Raw genomic sequence first — 18,029 nt, forward strand, 5'->3', positions numbered from 1 at the left:
GGCGACCATTCCTGCTCACGGTGCTGCCTGGGCCGGGCTCGAAGGGTCAGGACACGTCGGCTGGTGGCTGCCGTGCGGTCACGGGTCGTCGCTGCGCGACGCGGCAGGTGACGGTCCGTGACCGGTCGAGGTTCGCCAGGCGGGGTGTCGTGACCGCTCGACGTCCAACGTCACCACCGGCGGGGCTGGGCGTGACGGTCTGGAGGGCCGGCGCCGGTCTCCGGGACCCGCGCCGGGCCTCCAGGCGGTCGCGTTCTCGACCCCCGAACGGTCAGGACACGTCGGCTGGTGCCTGCCGTGCGGTCACGCGTCGTCGCTGCGCGACGCGGCAGGTGACGGTCCGTGACCGGTCGACGTTCGTCCGGCGGGGTGTCGTGACCGCTCGACGTCCGACGTCACCACCGGCGGGGCTGGGCGTGACGGTCTGGAGGGCCGGCGCCGGTCTCCGGGACGCGGGACGGGCCTCCAGACGGTCGCGTTCTCGACCCCCGAACGGTCAGGACACGTCGGCTGGTGCCCGCCGTGTGGTCACGAGTCGTCGCTGCGCGACGCCGCAGACGACGGTCTGCGACCGGTCGGCGCCCACCCGGCGGGGTGCCGTGACCGAGCGGAGACCGCGTCAGACCGTGGCGCGCCAGTCGTCGACGTCGTCGGACTCGTCGGACCCGTCGGCGTCGTCGTCCAGCACCGGGATCGGCACGGTGATCGACGAGGTCGGCGGGTTGATGAGCAGGCGCTCGTCGCGACGGTGTCGGAGCACGTCGTTGATGTAGGCGGTCGTGGCCTCGGGCAGGGAGACGGAACGCTCTTCTTGCTGGGACATGAACCAGCGGTGCTCGAGCAGCTCGTGGAACACCTCGGCGGGTTCGAGCCGGCCGCGCAGGTCGCGGGGGATCGAGCGGACGACGGGCTCGAAGACCCGTGAGACCCACTCGTGCGCCACCATCTCCTCGTCGAGTTCGTCACGGCCGTTGCGGGCACGGTACGAGTCGAGGTCGTTGAGCAGGCGCCGGGCCTGGTTCTCACCGGCGTCGAGCCCGGTGAGCCGCAGCAGTCGGCGCTGGTGGTGCCCGGCGTCGACGACCTTCGGCTGGATCCGGACCTGCGAGCCGCCCTCGGTCGTGTGGATCGAGAGCTCCTCGATGTCGAAGCCGAGCTCGTTCAGGCGCTCGACGCGGTCGTTGATGCGCCAGCGTTCCTTGATGTCGAACTGCTCGGTGCCGGTGAGCTCGGTCCAGAGCGTCCGGTACTGGGCGACGATGCGGTTCGAGACGTCGACGGGGTCGGCGTTCTCGTCGAGTCGACCGCCGGCCTCGAGGTCGAGCAGCTCGCCGGCGATGTTCACGCGGGCGACCTCGAGGTCGTTCTCGCGCTGGCCGTTCGACAGCCCGCCGGGGTAGAGCTTGCCGGTCTCGGCGTCGACCAGGTACGCGGCGAAGGCCCCGGCGTCGCGACGGAACAGCGTGTTCGACAGGGACACGTCGCCCCAGTAGAAGCCGATGACGTGCAGGCGGACGAGCAGCAGCGCGAGGGCGTCGACCAAGCGGGTGGCGGTCTCGGGGCGCAGCGTCTGCGAGTAGAGCGCGCGGTAGGGCAGGGAGAACCGCAGGTGGCGGGTCACCAGCACGGGGTGCAGTGGTTCACCGTCGGCGTCGACGCGGTTCGTGATGACCGCGACCGGGTCCACGCACGGCACGTCCATGCGCTGCAGGGTCCGGAGCATCTCGTACTCGGACCGGGCGACCTCTTCGCCGGTCTCCTTCACCGCGGCGACGTACCCGCTCAGGTGCACGAACCGCACGAGGTGCCGCGAGATGCCCTTCGGCAGCGCGACGATCGTGTCGTCGGGCCAGTCGGCGAGCGGCAGGTCCCACGGCAGGTCGAGCAGGCCGGGGTCGACGGTGGCGGCGGTGATGGACATCGAGTCGGGCACGGTGGTTCCTCTGGTGTCGGGGACAGCCGAGAGCCCGCGTCCGCCCTTGTGAGGCGGGCGCGGGCTCTCGGGGGAGTGCGCTGGTTACGCGCTGACGACGGCCTTGTCGTCGAGGCGGTCGCCCGACTCGGTGTCGAAGGCGTGGACGTGGCCCTGCTTCGGCGTGATGACGATCGTGTCACCGATCGACGGGTGCGCACGACCGTCGACACGGGCGACGATGTCGGCGCGCTGGCCGTTCACGTCGGCGTGACCGTAGAGGTAGCCGTCGGCGCCGAGCTCCTCGACGACGTCGACCGTGACGGGCAGGCCCTCGCCGGACTGCGACACGATGACGTCCTCGGGGCGGATGCCGACCGTGATCTGTGCGGCACGGGCGTTCGACAGGGTGTCGCGGTCGATCGCGTGGTTGAGCGTGCCGAACTTGATGCCGCCCTCGATGACGTCGGCGGGCAGCAGGTTCATGGCCGGCGAACCGATGAAGCCGGCGACGAACACGTTGTTCGGCTTCTCGTACAGGTCGCGCGGGGTGCCGACCTGCTGCAGGATGCCGTCCTTGAGCACCGCGATGCGGTCACCCATGGTGAGCGCCTCGGTCTGGTCGTGCGTGACGTAGACCGTGGTGACGCCGAGACGACGCTGCAGCGACGCGATCTGCGTGCGGGTCTGGACGCGGAGCTTGGCGTCGAGGTTCGACAGCGGCTCGTCCATGAGGAACACCTGCGGCTGACGGACGATCGCACGGCCCATCGCGACGCGCTGACGCTGACCACCGGAGAGCGCCTTCGGCTTGCGGCCGAGGTAGTCCTCGAGGTCGAGGAGCTTGGCGGCTTCCTGCACGCGGGTGGCGCGCTCTTCCTTGCCGACGCCGGCGATCTTGAGCGCGAAGCCCATGTTCTCGGCGACGGTCATGTGCGGGTACAGCGCGTAGTTCTGGAACACCATCGCGATGTCGCGGTCCTTCGGCGGGACGTCCGTGACGTCGCGGTCGCCGATGCGGATCTGACCGGAGTTGACCTCTTCGAGGCCGGCCAGCATGCGGAGCGAGGTGGACTTGCCGCAGCCCGAGGGGCCGACGAGGACGAGGAACTCGCCGTCGGCGACGTCCAGGTCGAGGGAGTCGACCGCGGGACGGTTGCCTCCGGGGTAGAGACGGGTTGCCTTGTCATAGGTGACGGACGCCATGAGCGTTCGGTCCTTCCTTCACCGGCAGGTACGTGCCGGACGATCCGAGTGAAGCGGTGTGCCCGTACGGGCCCCGGACAGTCGCCGTCGACTGTCGAGGTTCATACAACACGAGTTCACCCGGGTGCGCCAGTGTTTTCCCCCTTGGTCGGCGGCTTCCCAGAGCGCCCCACTACAATCGCCGGGTCCGTCCGCCGAGCAGGGGAACGCCGAGCGGACACCGATCAGGAGGACGACGCACCGATGAACAACCGCCCCGAGGGTGCCGCCCGCGCCGCGCGGAACGAGCGCCGTGAAGCCGCCCGCCAGCGAGCCCAGCGTGCCCGGACCCAGCAGAAGCGACGCCAGCGTGGTGTCCGGCTCGGCCTGCAGATCGGGCTCGGGGTCGTGCTCCTCGCCGCCGCGACGATCGTCACGCTCGTGCTGGTCGACTCCGTGAAGCCCGCCGGCCCCGGCCCGTCGACCATGTCGCAGGGCGGGATCACCATCGGGCAGGGCCTGAAGCCCGTCGCGGCGTCCGCGTCCGGATCGGCCTCCGCGTCGCCGAGCAGTGCCGCGACCGACGGCGCCGGCACCGTCCGGATCACCCTGTACGTCGACTACCTCTGCCCGGGCTGCGGCCAGTTCGAGCAGGCGAACGGCGACTACATCAAGGACCTCGTCGATTCCGGTGCAGCCACGGTCGACATCCACCCCGTCGCGATCCTGTCGAACCGCTCGCAGGGCACGAAGTACTCCCTCCGCGCCGCGAACGCCGCCGCCTGCGTGGCCGAGCACTCCCCGAACCAGTTCTACGCGGTGAACCAGGCGCTCTTCGCGAAGCAGCCGGACGAGGGCACCGCGGGCCTGACGGACGCCGAGCTCACCGACGTCGTCACGGGCGTGCAGGGGCTGCAGGAACGCAGCGCCGTCCGGAGCTGCATCGCCGACCAGGACTACGCCAAGTGGGTGGACGAGCAGACGACGGCGGTGTCCGGGGGCACGATCCCGGGCTCGACGCTCAAGGAGTTCCCCGGCACCCCGCTCGTGCTCGTGAACGGGCAGCGCTACGAGCTGACCTCCCCGGTCACGAACGACGACTTCCGCACCTTCGTGGTGACGGCCGCCGGGGCGACCGACGCGACCCCGACGCCCACGCCCAGCGCGACCCCGTCTGCCACGCCGACCAAGCGCTGACAGCCGGACGAGCGCTGACGTCAGCACGGGCACTGACGCGCTGACCACGGACGGGAGGCCCGGTGCCAGCTGGAACCGGGCCTCCCGTCCGTCACCGGTGCGGCTACAGGGCCGAACCCGGGATGCTCAGCGTGTCGCAGCTCGTCGCGCCCTGCTGGTAGCCCCGCAGGAACCAGCGCTGTCGCTGCTCGCTCGACCCGTGGGTGAACGAGTCCGGGTCGACGCGGCCGGTCGCGCGCTCCTGGATGCTGTCGTCGCCCACGGCGCTCGCCGCCGACAGGGCGTCGGTGATCTGGGAGCGGGTGATCGGTTCGAAGAAGGTCTCGCCGTTCGCGTCCTTCGTCGTGGCGGCGTCGCCGACCCAGGCTCCGGCGTAGCAGTCCGCCTGCAGCTCGACGCGGACACTGCCCGACGACGCACCCGTGCCGGAGCGGTCGGTGTTCGCGAACGACCCCTGCAGCTGCTGCACGTGGTGGCCCCACTCGTGTGCGACGACGTACATCTGCGCGAGCGGACCGCCGGACGAGCCGTACTGCGACTGCAGGTCGTCGTAGAACGCGGTGTCCAGGAAGATCGCACGGTCCGGCGGGCAGTAGAACGGGCCGGTCGCGGCCGAGGCCTGCCCGCACGAGGTGTCGGTGGAGTCCTGGAACAGGAAGAACTCCGGTGACGTGTACGAGATGCCGAGCGACCGCGCCTCGGACGTCCAGTAGGCGTCGAGCGACTCGGCCGCGCCCTCCATCCGGCACTCGACGCGCAGGTTGGCGTCGCGCCCGGTCCGGCACTCGGGGGCGGCGTCGGCGGACTCGCCCTCCTGCTGGATCGTCGTCAGGCCGGTGCCGCCGCCGACGATCCCGCTCAGGTCGAAGCCGGTGAACTGCGCGATCAGGAACACCACGATGGCGCCGACGCCCACGGCGCCTCCGCCGATCGCCGTGGTGCGACCCCGCCGCTTGACCTTGCCGCCCCGGAGTTGCGAGTCGTCGTTGAACGTCATGATCCCGAACCTACCGATCAGCACCTCCCGATCAGTGGCCCCGCGTACCGTCGGCGGCGTCGGCCACCCCGACACCCGTCGTACACCTGTCGTACAACCGGAAGGAACCGCACAATGGCCACTCCCATCAGCACCGTGATGAGCCCCGCCCGCTACGTCCAGGGCAAGGACGCGATCACCCGCGTCGGCGAGTTCATCGCCCCGATCGGCAAGCGGCCCCTGATCGTCGCCGACGACGTGGTCTGGGGCATCGTCGAGACCGCCGTCACCGAGAGCTTCCGATCCGCCGACCTGGCCGTGGAACGTGTCGGGTTCGGCCGCTTCGCCACCCCCGAGGCCGTCGACGAGCTCGTCGAGCAGATCCGCGCGAAGGACGCCGACGTCATCGTGGGGCTCGGCGGTGGCTCCGCGATCGACGCCGCGAAGGCCGCTGGGCACCTCGCCGGCATCCGGTGGGCCAGCGTGCCGACGGCCGCGTCCACCGACGCCCCGACCTCGGCGCTCGCCGTCATCTACACCGCCGAGGGCGAGTTCATCGAGTACCGCTTCTTCCCGCACAACCCGGACCTGGTGCTCATCGACACCAGGCTCGTCGCCAACGCGCCGGTGCAGTTCCTGGTCGCGGGCATCGGCGATGCGCTGGCGACCTGGGTCGAGGCCCGTGCCGCGAAGCGCGCCAACGCCGACACCATGGCCGGCGGCCTGCAGACCCAGACCGGGGTCGCGCTCGCCGAGCTGTCGTGGAAGCTCCTGCACGAGAACGCCCTGCAGGCCATCGAGGCCGTCAAGGCCAAGGTCGTCACCCCGGCGCTCGAGAAGGTCGTCGAGGCGAACACGCTGCTGTCCGGCCTGGGCTTCGAGTCCGGTGGGCTCGCCGCCGCCCACGCGATCCACAACGGGCTGACCGCGGCTCCGCAGGCGCACGGCCTGGCGCACGGGCAGAAGGTGAACATCGGGACGATCGCACAGCTGGTGCTCGAGGGTGCCCCGGCCGAGGAGATCGAGGACTTCGTCGTCTTCACCACGAAGGTCGGCCTGCCGAACACCCTGACCGAGATCGGCCTGACGGTCGACGACCGTGATGTGCTGCGCGCCGTGGCCGAGGCCGCGACGGTGGAGGGCGAGACCATCCACAACATGCCGTTCCCGGTGACGCCGGAGCTCGTGGTCGACGCCCTGGTCGCCATCGAGGGCATCGCACGCAGCATCCGCGCCGAGCACGGTCTGCCGGAGCCCGTGCTGTACGAGCACCACTGACGGGCGAGGGGTCAGGTGCGGATCAGCGGCTCCGTCGTCGCCAGGTCCGCACCGATCCCGACGTCGACGAGTTCGATCCGCCCGGCGAGGGTGGCAGCGGGTCCGGTCAGCAGGCCGGCCTTCACACCGCCGAAGGTGACGGTGACGTCGGCGTGCAGGACGTGGTCGTCCGCGACCCCGCCGGTGTCCACGTCGATGCCGCTCGGCACGTCCACCGCGACGACGAACGGCGCACGCTGGTCGCGGGCGAGTTCACGGATGGCGTCCACGACCTCGCGTGCGGGGGACCGCAGCGCGTTCGCGCCCCGTGCCCCGATGCCGAGGATGCCGTCGAGCACCAGGTCGGCCTCGAGCGCCGCCTCGGTCGCGACGTCCGCCAGGCGTTCGCCGTCGCTCCGGCCGGCGGCCCGCAGGATGTCGGCCGCTCCGCCCGAGCTCGGTCCCGAGGCGCCGGACGGGCCGTCGAGCAGACGGGCGCCGGCGTCCAGCGCCGCTGCCAAGCCGGCCTCGTGGACACGGGAGCCGACGCGCAGGACCGCCACGTGCCTCCCGGCCGCTGCCAGGCGAGCGCCCGCGAACAGGGCGTCACCGCCGTTGTCGCCGCTGCCGGCGAGCACGAGGACGGATCCCGGCCCGTCGACCGGCCGCACGGCCGGGTCGTCCAGCAGGTCGCCGACGATGCGCGCGAGCCCGTCGGCGGCGCGCTGCATCAGGGGTTCCCCCGCGTCGAGGTGGGGGCGTTCCGCCGCCCGGATCTGATCGCCGCCGTAGCCGTCCATGGCCACCACACTGCCCCGATACGCTTGAGAGGACATGTCACTCGTCCCCGAAGCGCCCCGCCCCCGGTTCGTGATGTCGCCCGACGGGCTGCGACTCGCGACCTACGACTTCGGCGACCCCGACGCCCCGGCCGTCATCGCGGTGCACGGCTTCGCGTCCGGTGCGGTGCTCAACTGGCACGCCTCGGGCTGGACGCGGCACCTGGTCCGTGCCGGGTACCGGGTCCTGGCGCTCGACCAGCGCGGGCACGGCGCGAGCGCGAAGCCGCACGACCCGGGTGCCTACTCGATGGACCTGCTCGTCGCCGACGTCACCACGGTCATCGACACGTACCTGCTCGACGACGTCGCGTTCCTCGGCTACTCGCTCGGCGCACGGGTCGGCTGGCACACCGCCGAGCGGCTGCCGGGCCGGATCTCGCGCGCGGTGTTCGGCGGGATCCCGGACGCCGACCCGATGCGTCGCGTCCGAGTCGACCAGGCGAAGGCGTACATCGCCGACGGCACCCCGATCGAGGACCGCGTCACCAACGGCTACCTGACGATGGCGGGCAACGTCGAGGGCAACGACCTCGGCGCGCTCGTGGCCATGGTCGAGGGGATGCGGAACAGCATCGAGCCGACCCCGGAGAACGCCCCGGCGCAGCCGCTCCTGATCGCCGCGGGCAGCGAGGACGGCATCCGCGACAGCGCGGTCCGGCTCGCCGAGGCCGCGCCGGACGCCACCTTCTTCGAGATCCCGGGGCGCAACCACTTCAACGCCCCGACCTCGCGGCCGTTCCGCGAAGCGGCGCTGCGGTTCCTGTCCGCCCCGCGCTGAGGGGTACTCGTGGGTCCCCTCGGTCGGACGGCACCGGGCGTACCGTCCCCGCCATGGACTACAGACTCCTCGGCAACAGCGGGACATCGGTGTCGACGCTGACCCTCGGCACCATGACGTTCGGCAGCGAAGCCGACGAACCCACCTCACACGCCATCCTCGACGCCTTCGTGGCCGCCGGTGGCACGCTCGTCGACACGGCGGACGTCTACTCCGGCAACGAGTCCGAGCGGATCATCGGCCGCTGGCTCGCAGCACACCCCACCGAGGCCGCGCAGGTCGTCCTCGCCACCAAGGGCCGGTTCCCGCAGGGCGACGGCCCGAACGACCTCGGCCTGTCCCGACGACACCTGCGCGTGGCCCTCGACGCCTCGCTCGAGCGGCTCGGCGTCGACCACATCGACCTGTACCAGATGCACGCGTGGGACGCCCTGACCCCCATCGAGGAGACCCTGCGGTTCCTCGACGACGCCGTGTCCGCCGGCAAGATCGGCTCCTACGGGTTCTCGAACTACCTCGGCTACCAGGTCACCAAGGCCGTCTACGAGGCGAAGTCGCACGGCTGGGCACCGCCCGTCACCCTGCAGCCGCAGTACAACCTGCTCGTCCGCGACATCGAGCACGAGGTCGTGCCCGCCTGCCTCGACGCCGGGATCGGCCTGCTGCCCTGGTCGCCGCTGGCCGGCGGTTGGCTCTCCGGCAAGTACCAGCGCGACGAGGCCCCGTCCGGCGCCACCCGCCTGGGCGAGAACCCGCAGCGCGGCATGGAGGCGTGGGACGCCCGCAACGGCGACGAGCGCACGTGGGAGGTGCTCGACGCCGTCTCCGAGGTGGCCGACGCCCACGACGCGTCGAAGTCGCAGGTCGCACTCGCCTGGCTGCTGGCCCGGCCCGCGGTCACGAGCGTGATCCTGGGCGTCCGCACCCTGTCGCAGCTCGAGGACAACCTCGGTGCCGCGGACCTGGTGCTCACCGACGACGAGCTCGCCCGGCTGACCGACGCCAGCGCTCCCCGCATCGACGACTACCCCTACGGCACGGCCGGCGTCGCGCAGCGGGAGCGGAAGATCACCGGCGGGCGCTGAGCCGGCGGGCGCTGACCGGACAGGACCGCTGCGCGTTCGTGCACATCGTGCGGATTTCCGCGGATGTGGGGTCCGGGTGTGGACGTGCGGGTCGGTGAGGTGTCATCCTCGTCGCACGACCGGCTGGTTACCGCGTCCAGCGCCCGGAACGCCCCCTGATCCGCGTTCCGTGTGCCGATGCCCCGGGCGAGACTTCGCCCGGGGCATCGCTTCGTCTGGGGCCGGCAGCGGGACTTGAACCCGCAACCCCCGTATTACAAGTACGGTGCGCTACCAATTGCGCCATGCCGGCTGACGCCGCTCATCCTACCGCTGAGGGCGTCCGGGGCTCACTCGCCCGACTTCTCCGAGAAGTTCAGCGAGATCGAGTTCATGCAGTACCGGTCACCCGTGGGGGTGCCGAACCCGTCCGGGAACACGTGGCCCAGGTGCGAACCGCAGTTCGCGCACCGGACCTCGGTGCGGGCCATGCCGAGGGAGTTGTCCTCGATGAGCTGCACGGCGTCCGGGTTCACCGACTCGTAGAACGACGGCCAGCCGCAGCCGGAGTCGAACTTCGTGCCGCTCTTGAACAGCTCCGCGTTGCAGGCCGCACAGGTGTAGACGCCGGCGCGCTCCTCGTCGAGGAGTTCACCGGTCCACGGTCGTTCGGTCCCCGCCTGGCGGAGGACGGCGTACTGGTCCGGGGAGAGCTCCTCGCGCCACTGGGCGTCGGACTTGTCGACGTTGTATGCCATTGGTTCCTCCTGCTTCCGGCCGGGCTCTTCCGGGCACTCCCGACCACTTCACTAAACTCGCCACGATGTCCGAGCATTCCGTGCACCACGCCCGTTGGACCCGTCTGACGACGGACGAACTGTACGGCATCGTCGTCCTGCGCAACCGCGTGTTCGCGCTCGAGCAGCGGGTCACCGCCGAGGACTTCGACGGCCGTGACCGCGAGCCCGACACCGAGCACTGGTGGTTCGGCACGGACACCGATGCGGTTGGGTACCTGCGGCTCATCCGTCCGGCGGCCGACGAGGTCCACCCCGACGGCGCGGAGCCACCGGCGTGGGTGATCGGCCGGGTCGCGACCGACCCCGGACACCGTGGGCAGGGGATCGCCGGCCGGCTCGTCGCCGCCGTCCTCGACGAACACGGGCACGACCCGTTCGTCCTGCACGCCCAGGAGTACGTCGCCGCCCTGTACGAGCGGTACGGCTTCGTGCGGTTCGGGGAGCCGTACGACGAGGCCGGCATCCGTCACGTCGGCATGCACCGGCCCGGGCGCTGATGGACACCCGCGCCCGGTACGACGCGTACGCCGACCGCGTCCAGGCCGTCTCGCCGGCGTACGCCGCCTGGGCACGGTCGCTCGACGACTCCCTCGTCGCGCTCCTCGCCGAGGTCCCCGAGCAGCAGCGGCAGCCGGAACTGTTCTTCGCGGTCGCGCGGCGGCTGGGCGCCGACCCGTCGGATCCGGATGCGCTGCGCGCGCTCGGCCTGGAGGCCCGCCCCGCGCTGATCACGGCCCTCGCCTCCGCCACGGTGCAGGCCAACGACCCGCAACGGCTCGCACCGGTCGTCCCGCTGTTCGCGGCGCTCGCCGAAGGGTCCGCGCGTCCGCTCGGCCTGGTCGACGCCGGTGCCGCCGCCGGGCTGTGCTCGATCCCGGACCGGGTGACCCTGGACTACCGGGTCGGTTCCGGGGCCGCGGTCCTCCGGATGCACACGGCGGTCGCCGATCCCTCGGTCCGGCTGGTGGCGGACGCCTCCGGGGCCGTTCCCACACCCGCGACCGTCCCGATCAGGGTCGGCGCCCGGGTGGCCCTCGACCCGAACCCGATCGACCTGTCGGTCCCCGGCGCGTTCGACCGGCTGGTCGAGGCCGTCCCGCCCGAGGCGTCGTACCGGACCGCCCTGATGCGTCAGGCTGCGCGCGCGGCGCTCGCCGTGCCTCCAGACCGGCTCGTCGGCGCCGTGCCCGGCGACCTCGACCGTGCACTGGACGCGCTGCCGGACGACGTCGAACCGGTCGTCCTGACCACCGGGACCCTGGTCTACGTGCCGGGCGCGGACCGGCAGCGGTTCGTGGACCTGATCCGTGCGCGGGGCGTGCACTGGATCGCCCTCGAACGCACCGGGATCCTGCGCGGGGTGGCGGCGACGCTGCCCGACGACGTCGACGCGGCCGACCCGGACGCGTTCGCGACGGTCTCGCTCGACGGCGTCGCGGTCGCCGTCTCCGATCCGTTCGGCACACGTGTGCGCTGGTTCCGTGCGCCGAACCTGTGACCGGTGTTCGCGACAGTCCAGCGCCGTACCAGGGTCCGGATCGACTCCACCCCTACGATGTGCGAGACCCGTTACCCGATACGTGATCGGAACCGCCGTGACCAGCCCCACCGACGAACGCAGCGTCGACCAGCGCAGCGCTGATCAGATCGGTGCTGACCAGCTCGGTGCTGACCAGCTCAGTGAGCTCGCGAAGCACGTGCTGTCGTTCGAGCAGGACCGGGCACGGCACGACCGCACGAAGGAAGCGGAGATCCGGGTGGAGTTCGAGATGTCGGCGGCGCGCTACTACCAGGTGCTGAACCGCGTGATCGACTCACCCGCGGCACTCGCGTACGACCCGCAGCTCGTGACCCGGCTGCAGCGGCTCCGTCACGCGCGCACCAGCGCCCGGGCGACGCGCAGCTTCGTCGCGCCCGGTGCAGCTCCCGAAGGACGTGAAGAGGAACGATGAGCACGAGATTCCCCCGAGACCGGTTCGACGACGTCGCCGACGGCCCGCGGGTCGGTGCGCACCGCGGGGCACAGCGTCGCGGTCGTGGCTGGATCGTCTTCGCCTGGGCGGCGCTCGCCACCGGCGTGCTCGTCGGCGTCGCGGTGCTCGCCCTCGCGGTGCTGAACGGCAGCTACTCCTTCAACGGATCCGATTCGCCCTCCACGTCCACGTCGACGTCCGCGACGGCGAAGCCCTCGGCGACGTCGAAGCCGTCCGCGTCCTCGTCCGCCGGATCGGGTTCGGCCGGGGCGGGCAGCGCCGCGGCCGCGACGCCGGCACAGCAGGGCACCACCACCGTCGTCGTGCTGAACGGCACGACCACCACGGGCCTCGCCAGCCGGGCCAGTGCGGCGCTGACCGGCGCCGGCTGGCAGGTCGCCTCCACCGGAGACGCCGGCACGACGGGCTCCACGTCGACGATCGTCTACTACCAGCAGGCGTCGCAGGCGGCGGTCGCGCAGGGCATCGCGAAGCAGCTCGGCGTCACGGCCGTGCAGCAGTCCGCGGCGTTCCCGAACGCCGACGTGAGCGTCGTCCTCGGCGCCGACTACACCGGCTGATCCCGGTTCCACCGCGTTATTCGCGCATTGTGTGACGGCTGTGTTTCGGGCACGTTGATTTCTGACGGAATCGACGTGAAACAACGTCACACCTCTTGCCTGATCGGACCGGTTCGGTCAGAGTCCCATGCAGACGACGATCACGTCGTTCCGCACTGCAGTACCAGGGAGCAAGAGATCATGGCCAACGGAACCGTGAAGTGGTTCAACGCTGAAAAGGGCTTCGGCTTCATCACCGTGGATGGAGGGGGCCAGGACGTGTTCGTGCACTACTCGGCCATCGACATGTCGGGTTACAAGGTCCTCGAGGAGGGCCAGGCCGTCGTGTTCGACGTCGGCACCGGGTCGAAGGGCCCGCAGGCAGAGTCCGTCCGCCCCGCCTGAGCACGACCACTTCCAGAACGCGCCGTCCCGTCAGGGGCGGCGCGTTCGTCGTGTGCGTGGACGGTGACCGGTGCCGGGAGCGTGACGGCGGCGGTGGTGCGGGGTCCGCCGGACGCGACGTGTCCTGGGAAGTCGTCACGAGCCTCCCGACTGTGTTGCACTCACACCCGGCGAGTGCCAGAATCGGCGTTGGCACTCGCTCACGCTGAGTGCCAGCACGACCCCCAAGACGACGTCCGGGAGGGACGAAAAACCACATGGCTAAGATCATTGCTTTCGACGAGGAGGCCCGCCGTGGCCTCGAGCGCGGCCTGAACCAGCTGGCCGACGCCGTGAAGGTGACGCTCGGCCCGCGCGGCCGCAACGTCGTCCTCGAGAAGAAGTGGGGCGCCCCCACGATCACGAACGACGGTGTCTCCATCGCCAAGGAGATCGAGCTCGACGACCCGTACGAGAAGATCGGTGCGGAGCTCGTCAAGGAGGTCGCCAAGAAGACCGACGACGTCGCCGGTGACGGAACGACCACCGCGACCGTCCTCGCCCAGGCGCTCGTCCGCGAAGGCCTCCGCAACGTCGCCGCCGGTGCCGACCCCGTGTCGCTCAAGCGCGGCATCGAGAAGGCCGTCGCCGCCGTCTCCGACCAGCTCCTCGCCAACGCGAAGGACATCGAGACCAAGGACCAGATCGCCGCGACCGCGTCGATCTCGGCCGCTGACCCGACCATCGGCGCGCTCATCGCCGAGGCCATCGACAAGGTCGGCAAGGAAGGCGTCGTCACCGTCGAGGAGTCGAACACCTTCGGCACCGAGCTCGAGCTCACCGAGGGCATGCGCTTCGACAAGGGCTACCTGTCGCAGTACTTCGTCACCGACCCCGAGCGTCAGGAAGCCGTCTTCGAGGACGCCTACATCCTGATCGTCAACTCGAAGATCTCGAACATCAAGGACCTCCTGCCGGTCGTCGACAAGGTGATCCAGGCGGGCAAGCAGCTCCTGATCATCGCCGAGGACGTCGACGGCGAGGCCCTGGCCACGCTCGTCGTCAACAAGATCCGCGGCATCTTCAAGTCCGTCGCCGTCAAGGCCCCGGGCTTCGGCGACCGCCGCAAGGCCATGCTGCAGGACATCGCGATCCTCACCGGCGGCCAGGTCATCTCGGAAGAGGTCGGCCTCAAGCTCGAGAACGCGACGCTCGACCTGCTCGGTCGTGCCCGCAAGGTCGTCATCACCAAGGACGAGACCACGATCGTCGAGGGTGCCGGCGATGCCGAGCAGATCGCCGGCCGTGTCCGCCAGATCCGTGCCGAGATCGAGGCGACCGACTCCGACTACGACCGCGAGAAGCTCCAGGAGCGCCTCGCGAAGCTCGCCGGTGGCGTCGCCGTCATCAAGGCGGGTGCCGCGACCGAGGTCGAGCTCAAGGAGCGCAAGCACCGCATCGAGGACGCCGTCCGCAACGCGAAGGCTGCCGTCGAAGAGGGCATCGTCGCCGGTGGTGGCGTCGCCCTCATCCAGGCCGGTGCCGTCGCACTCGAGGCCCTCGAGCTCGAGGGTGACGAGGCGACCGGTGCGAACATCGTCCGCGTGGCCATCGACGCGCCGCTCAAGCAGATCGCGCTGAACGCCGGTCTCGAGCCGGGTGTCGTCGCCGCCAAGGTCCGCGAGCTCGAGTCGGGTTGGGGCCTCAACGCCGCGACCGGCGAGTACGTCGACCTGATCGCCGCCGGCATCATCGACCCCGCCAAGGTCACGCGTTCGGCGCTGCAGAACGCTGCGTCGATCGCCGGTCTGTTCCTGACCACCGAGGTCGTCGTCGCCGAGAAGCCCGAGCGCACCCCTGCTGCTCCGGCTGGTGACCCGACGGGTGGCATGGACTTCTAAGTCCGTCTGACGGAAGGGCCCCGCACGCTGCGCGTGTGGGGCCCTTCTGTGTGTGTGGGGGCGGGGGCGGGTCGGGAGGTCACAACACCCCGCTCAGGTCCGCCGAGCGGTCACGAATCGTCGGCTCGGTCCGTTCCAGTCGACACATCGTGACCGTCGGGCGGTGCAGGAGCGGGGAGTCGTGGCCGGCTCGTGCGTGCGGCTTGGGCGTGTCCGGGGGTCGTCTCTCCCGCACAGGAGGCCCGGTTCACCTCGTTCTCCACAGGTTGCGAGTGCGCGTGGTCGGCTCACGTGCCCCGCGACGACCATGACGGCATGTCAGCTCCCCGTCGCCTCCCTGCTCCGTTCGACCGCACCACCTTCCGCGTGGCCGATGCGGTCGGTCACGGCATCGATCCGGAACGACTCCGGCGCACCGACCTGGCAGCCCCGGTCCACGGTGTGCGTGCTCCGATCGACTCGGTGGACTTCATCGGCGCCGTCACCCTGGTCATGCGTCCCGACCAGTTCTTCAGCCACACGACGGCTGCCGCGATCTGGGGTGTGCCACTGCCGCAGTCGGTGCGCGCGGTCGTCCCGGTGCACGTCTCGACCGCGAGGGACGGGTGCCGGATGCGTCGGCCCGGCGTGGTCGCGCACCGGCTGGACCGGCCGAGGACCGTCGAACAACGCGGCTTCCCGGTCAGTGTCCCCGCGCAGATGTGGTTCGAGTGCGCCGGCGTGGTCGATCGGGACGCGCTGGTCGCGATCGGGGACCACCTCGTCGGACCAGCCGGGCTGGCGACGGCGGACGACCTCCGTGCGTCGATCCGCCCCGGCACACGCTTCGCGCTCGCTGCTCGGCGCGCTCTGGACCTCGTCCGGGCCGGGGCCGAGTCGCCGCAGGAGACCTGGCTCCGTCTGGCAGTGGTCGAAGCGGGGTTCCCCGAGCCGGAGCTGAACGTCGACGTGCACGATGGTGCGGGTCGGTTCCTCGGCCGCGTCGACATGGCGTGGTCGGAGTTCGGCATCGCGTTGGAGTACGACGGCGATCACCACCGCGAGCGCGACACCTTCCGACACGATCAACGACGGGACAACGGGTTCGTGGTGAACGACTGGCTCGTGATCCACGCGACGGCGTCGGACGCACACCGACCCGCGGTGTTGTTCGAGCGACTCCGACAGGCGTTCGAGGTCCGAGCGGTCGGAAGTCGTCGGCTGTCGGCGTGACGGCCGTGATCGCCACGCCGAAGATCTCGTCGCCGGGCGGTCACGACATGTCGACGGCCGCTCGCCGGCCGGTCACGAACTGTCGGTCAGCGGGCGCGCAGACGACAGATCGTGACCGCTCGGCGGCGTCGGACGGGGTGTTGTGACCGCCCGGGACGCCCGCGGGACGGGACAGACGGGACACCCGGGACGCCGCGGGACGGGACACCCGGGACGCCCGCGGGACGCGAGCGGCCGGGCCGCACGGCCCGCGCGGCTCAGGCGGAGAAGTCGCGGGGGAGCAGGGGGAGCCAGACGCGGAAGGTGGCGCCGCCGCCCTCGGTGTCGAAGACCTCGACCGAGCCGTGGTGCGCCGCGACGATGCCGGACACGATGGCGAGCCCGAGGCCCGAGCCGCCGGTGTCCCGGGCGCGGGAGGTGTCCGCACGCCAGAAGCGCTGGAAGATCTTCTCGCGCAGTTGCGGCGGGATGCCCTCACCGTGGTCGATCACGTCGAGGTGTGCCATGCCGCGCTCGTCGTCCACGCCGATGCCGATCTCGATCGGGTCGTCGTTCGCCGTGAACCGCATGGCGTTGCCCATCAGGTTCGTGACGATCTGGCGGATCTTGTTCTCCTCCGCCAGGACGATCGGCGGGCGCTTCGGCAGCACGACCGTGGGCAGCGGGGTGGTCTCGTCGGTCGGCGCGGCACCGGCGTCGATGTTCATGGCGCGGGTGCGACGGGCCCGGAGTCGGGCGATGGTCTGGCGCGAGAACGCGATCGGCCCGGTGGTGTTCGCCGAGGTGGGCGACACGGGCGGTGCTTCGCCGGAGTCCGGAGAGCCGATGGACGACGACGCCGACGGACGGACGGCCTGGGGCACGCTCTCGCCGGTCAGGGAGTCCTCGACGAGGACCTGGATCTCGCGGTCGGGGTTGGACGCCATCGTGTCGAGCGCCGAGTCACGGGCGATGGCGACGAGGTCGACCGGGCCGAGCTCGAGCGGCTTCGACTCGTCGATGCGGGCGAGCTGCAGCAGGTCCTGCACGAGCAGGCCCATCCGCTGCGCTTCCTTCTCGATGCGCTCCATCGCCTGCGCGACGTCCTCTTCCTTGCGCAGGGCGCCCATCCGGTACAGCTCGGCGTACCCGCGCAGGGACACCAGCGGCGTGCGGAGCTCGTGCGAGGCGTCCCCGACGAACCGGCGCATCTGGGCGATGGTGCGCTCGCGGTCCTCGAACGCGGAGTCGATCCGCTCGAGCATGACGTTGAGGGAGCGGTTGAGGCGGCCGACCTCGGTGTTCGGGGTGTCGGCCTCGAGGCGCTGGTTGAAGTCACCCGCGGCGAACCGGGCAGCGGTGTCCTCGACGTCGCGCAGCGGGTCGAAGGTCGCGGTGACGAGCAGCCGGGTGAGCATGGCGCCGAGCAGGATCACCGAGGCCCCGAACCCGAGGAAGATCGCGGTGAACTTGCCGATCGTCTCGTCGGTGCCGGCACTGGAGACGGCGATGAGCACGTAGCCGGTCTCGGTGGTGCCGTCGGACTGGTTCTGCAGCGACGCCGGGATGATCTGGGCACGCCACTCGTGGTTGTGCTGGCTGTCGTACAGCGAGATGCGCTGGTTCGACTGCGAGGCCTCGACCAGGGTGGCTTCACGGACGTCGGGTCGGCTCGACGCCTTCGTCTGGCAGATCCGGTCACCGTCGGCGTCGTACGCGGCGACGTAGGCGCTCTGCGACACCACGACGGACAGCTTGCAGTACTGCTCGCCGTCACTGATGTTCTGACCCTCGAGCTGCTCGGTCGTCTGCTTGACCGTGTTGTCGAGCTGCTGCATGAGGTAGGTGGACAGCACCGTCATCGTGCCGAGTCCGGCGACGAGCAATCCGAGCGCGACGAGCAGCACCGTGATCCCGGTGATCTTGGTGCGCAGGGAGATCCCGTCCCACCAGTGGTTCATTCGCGTGTGCATGCTGCCCCAACGATAGACAGCGGCCGCCCGGTGAAA

At 70.8% G+C, this 18,029-nt stretch carries 17 protein-coding genes and 1 tRNA gene; 11 read left to right on the plus strand and 7 right to left on the minus strand.

The window, feature by feature from the left end; translation table 11 throughout:
- Nucleotides 1-619: 619 nt before the first annotated feature.
- Nucleotides 620-1,933, minus strand: coding sequence for a DUF4032 domain-containing protein (locus BIU89_RS00090; RefSeq protein WP_139178705.1), 1,314 nt, complete (start codon nt 1,931-1,933; stop codon nt 620-622).
- An 84-nt stretch (nt 1,934-2,017) separates the two neighbouring features.
- The gene (locus BIU89_RS00095) at nt 2,018-3,118 is read right to left on the minus strand and encodes an ABC transporter ATP-binding protein (protein WP_071244017.1); all 1,101 of its coding nucleotides are present in this window, start codon (nt 3,116-3,118) and stop codon (nt 2,018-2,020) included.
- A 243-nt stretch (nt 3,119-3,361) separates the two neighbouring features.
- Here BIU89_RS00095 and BIU89_RS00100 point away from each other — a divergent pair, with 243 nt between their 5' ends.
- Nucleotides 3,362-4,294: a DsbA family protein gene (locus BIU89_RS00100; protein WP_071244019.1), complete on the plus strand. Its 933-nt coding sequence runs from the start codon at nt 3,362-3,364 to the stop codon at nt 4,292-4,294.
- A gap of 103 nt (nt 4,295-4,397) precedes the next feature.
- Here BIU89_RS00100 and ypfJ read toward each other — a convergent pair whose 3' ends face one another.
- Complete coding sequence (gene ypfJ / locus BIU89_RS00105; RefSeq protein ID WP_071244142.1) at nt 4,398-5,291, minus strand: KPN_02809 family neutral zinc metallopeptidase; 894 nt, start codon at nt 5,289-5,291, stop codon at nt 4,398-4,400.
- A 114-nt stretch (nt 5,292-5,405) separates the two neighbouring features.
- Between ypfJ and BIU89_RS00110 the strand changes: the two genes are divergently transcribed.
- Entirely contained in the window at nt 5,406-6,548 is a 1,143-nt protein-coding gene (locus tag BIU89_RS00110) for a glycerol dehydrogenase (protein WP_071244021.1), read from the plus strand.
- Between the two features lie 11 nt (nt 6,549-6,559).
- Here the strand turns inward: BIU89_RS00110 and BIU89_RS00115 are convergent, their stop codons facing one another.
- The gene (locus tag BIU89_RS00115; RefSeq protein WP_139178707.1) at nt 6,560-7,327 is read right to left on the minus strand and encodes an NAD(P)H-hydrate epimerase; all 768 of its coding nucleotides are present in this window, start codon (nt 7,325-7,327) and stop codon (nt 6,560-6,562) included.
- A 34-nt stretch (nt 7,328-7,361) separates the two neighbouring features.
- Between BIU89_RS00115 and BIU89_RS00120 the strand changes: the two genes are divergently transcribed.
- Together BIU89_RS00120 and BIU89_RS00125 are read left to right on the plus strand one after the other, a co-directional pair.
- Nucleotides 7,362-8,147 carry an alpha/beta fold hydrolase gene (locus BIU89_RS00120; RefSeq protein WP_071244025.1) on the plus strand — a complete coding sequence of 262 codons (786 nt, stop codon included), beginning with the start codon at nt 7,362-7,364 and terminating at the stop codon, nt 8,145-8,147.
- A 53-nt stretch (nt 8,148-8,200) separates the two neighbouring features.
- Nucleotides 8,201-9,232 carry an aldo/keto reductase gene (locus BIU89_RS00125; protein ID WP_071244026.1) on the plus strand — a complete coding sequence of 344 codons (1,032 nt, stop codon included), beginning with the start codon at nt 8,201-8,203 and terminating at the stop codon, nt 9,230-9,232.
- A gap of 216 nt (nt 9,233-9,448) precedes the next feature.
- Here the strand turns inward: BIU89_RS00125 and BIU89_RS00130 are convergent.
- Together BIU89_RS00130 and msrB are read right to left on the minus strand one after the other, a co-directional pair.
- Nucleotides 9,449-9,524: transfer RNA gene (locus tag BIU89_RS00130), tRNA-Thr, on the minus strand.
- Nucleotides 9,525-9,561: 37 nt separating this feature from the next.
- A complete protein-coding gene (msrB, locus tag BIU89_RS00135; protein WP_027466599.1) occupies nt 9,562-9,969 on the minus strand; it encodes a peptide-methionine (R)-S-oxide reductase MsrB in 408 nt (135 codons plus the stop codon).
- Nucleotides 9,970-10,034: 65 nt separating this feature from the next.
- Here msrB and BIU89_RS00140 point away from each other — a divergent pair, with 65 nt between their 5' ends.
- The 7 genes from BIU89_RS00140 (at nt 10,035) to BIU89_RS00170 (ending at nt 16,041) form a co-directional block, all read left to right on the plus strand.
- A complete protein-coding gene (locus BIU89_RS00140) occupies nt 10,035-10,508 on the plus strand; it encodes a GNAT family N-acetyltransferase (RefSeq protein ID WP_071244028.1) in 474 nt (157 codons plus the stop codon).
- A complete protein-coding gene (locus BIU89_RS00145) occupies nt 10,508-11,509 on the plus strand; it encodes a DUF2332 family protein (RefSeq protein WP_071244030.1) in 1,002 nt (333 codons plus the stop codon). The genes BIU89_RS00140 and BIU89_RS00145 overlap by 1 nt, the downstream gene beginning before the upstream one ends.
- 97 nt (nt 11,510-11,606) lie before the next feature.
- The gene (locus tag BIU89_RS00150; RefSeq protein WP_071244144.1) at nt 11,607-11,963 is read left to right on the plus strand and encodes a DUF3263 domain-containing protein; all 357 of its coding nucleotides are present in this window, start codon (nt 11,607-11,609) and stop codon (nt 11,961-11,963) included.
- Nucleotides 11,960-12,565 carry a LytR C-terminal domain-containing protein gene (locus tag BIU89_RS00155; RefSeq protein ID WP_027466596.1) on the plus strand — a complete coding sequence of 202 codons (606 nt, stop codon included), beginning with the start codon at nt 11,960-11,962 and terminating at the stop codon, nt 12,563-12,565. Before BIU89_RS00150 ends, BIU89_RS00155 begins: the two co-directional genes overlap by 4 nt.
- Nucleotides 12,566-12,745: 180 nt before the next feature.
- Entirely contained in the window at nt 12,746-12,949 is a 204-nt protein-coding gene (locus BIU89_RS00160) for a cold-shock protein (protein WP_017888049.1), read from the plus strand.
- Between the two features lie 257 nt (nt 12,950-13,206).
- The gene (gene groL / locus BIU89_RS00165) at nt 13,207-14,829 is read left to right on the plus strand and encodes a chaperonin GroEL (RefSeq protein ID WP_017888048.1); all 1,623 of its coding nucleotides are present in this window, start codon (nt 13,207-13,209) and stop codon (nt 14,827-14,829) included.
- 315 nt (nt 14,830-15,144) lie between these two features.
- Nucleotides 15,145-16,041 carry a hypothetical protein gene (locus BIU89_RS00170; protein ID WP_071244031.1) on the plus strand — a complete coding sequence of 299 codons (897 nt, stop codon included), beginning with the start codon at nt 15,145-15,147 and terminating at the stop codon, nt 16,039-16,041.
- 257 nt (nt 16,042-16,298) lie between these two features.
- Here the strand turns inward: BIU89_RS00170 and BIU89_RS00175 are convergent, their stop codons facing one another.
- Nucleotides 16,299-17,993: a sensor histidine kinase gene (locus BIU89_RS00175; protein ID WP_071244033.1), complete on the minus strand. Its 1,695-nt coding sequence runs from the start codon at nt 17,991-17,993 to the stop codon at nt 16,299-16,301.
- Nucleotides 17,994-18,029 lie beyond the last annotated feature (36 nt).

The sequence above is a fragment of the Curtobacterium sp. MCBA15_005 genome (assembly GCF_001864855.1).
Classification (GTDB): domain Bacteria; phylum Actinomycetota; class Actinomycetes; order Actinomycetales; family Microbacteriaceae; genus Curtobacterium; species Curtobacterium flaccumfaciens.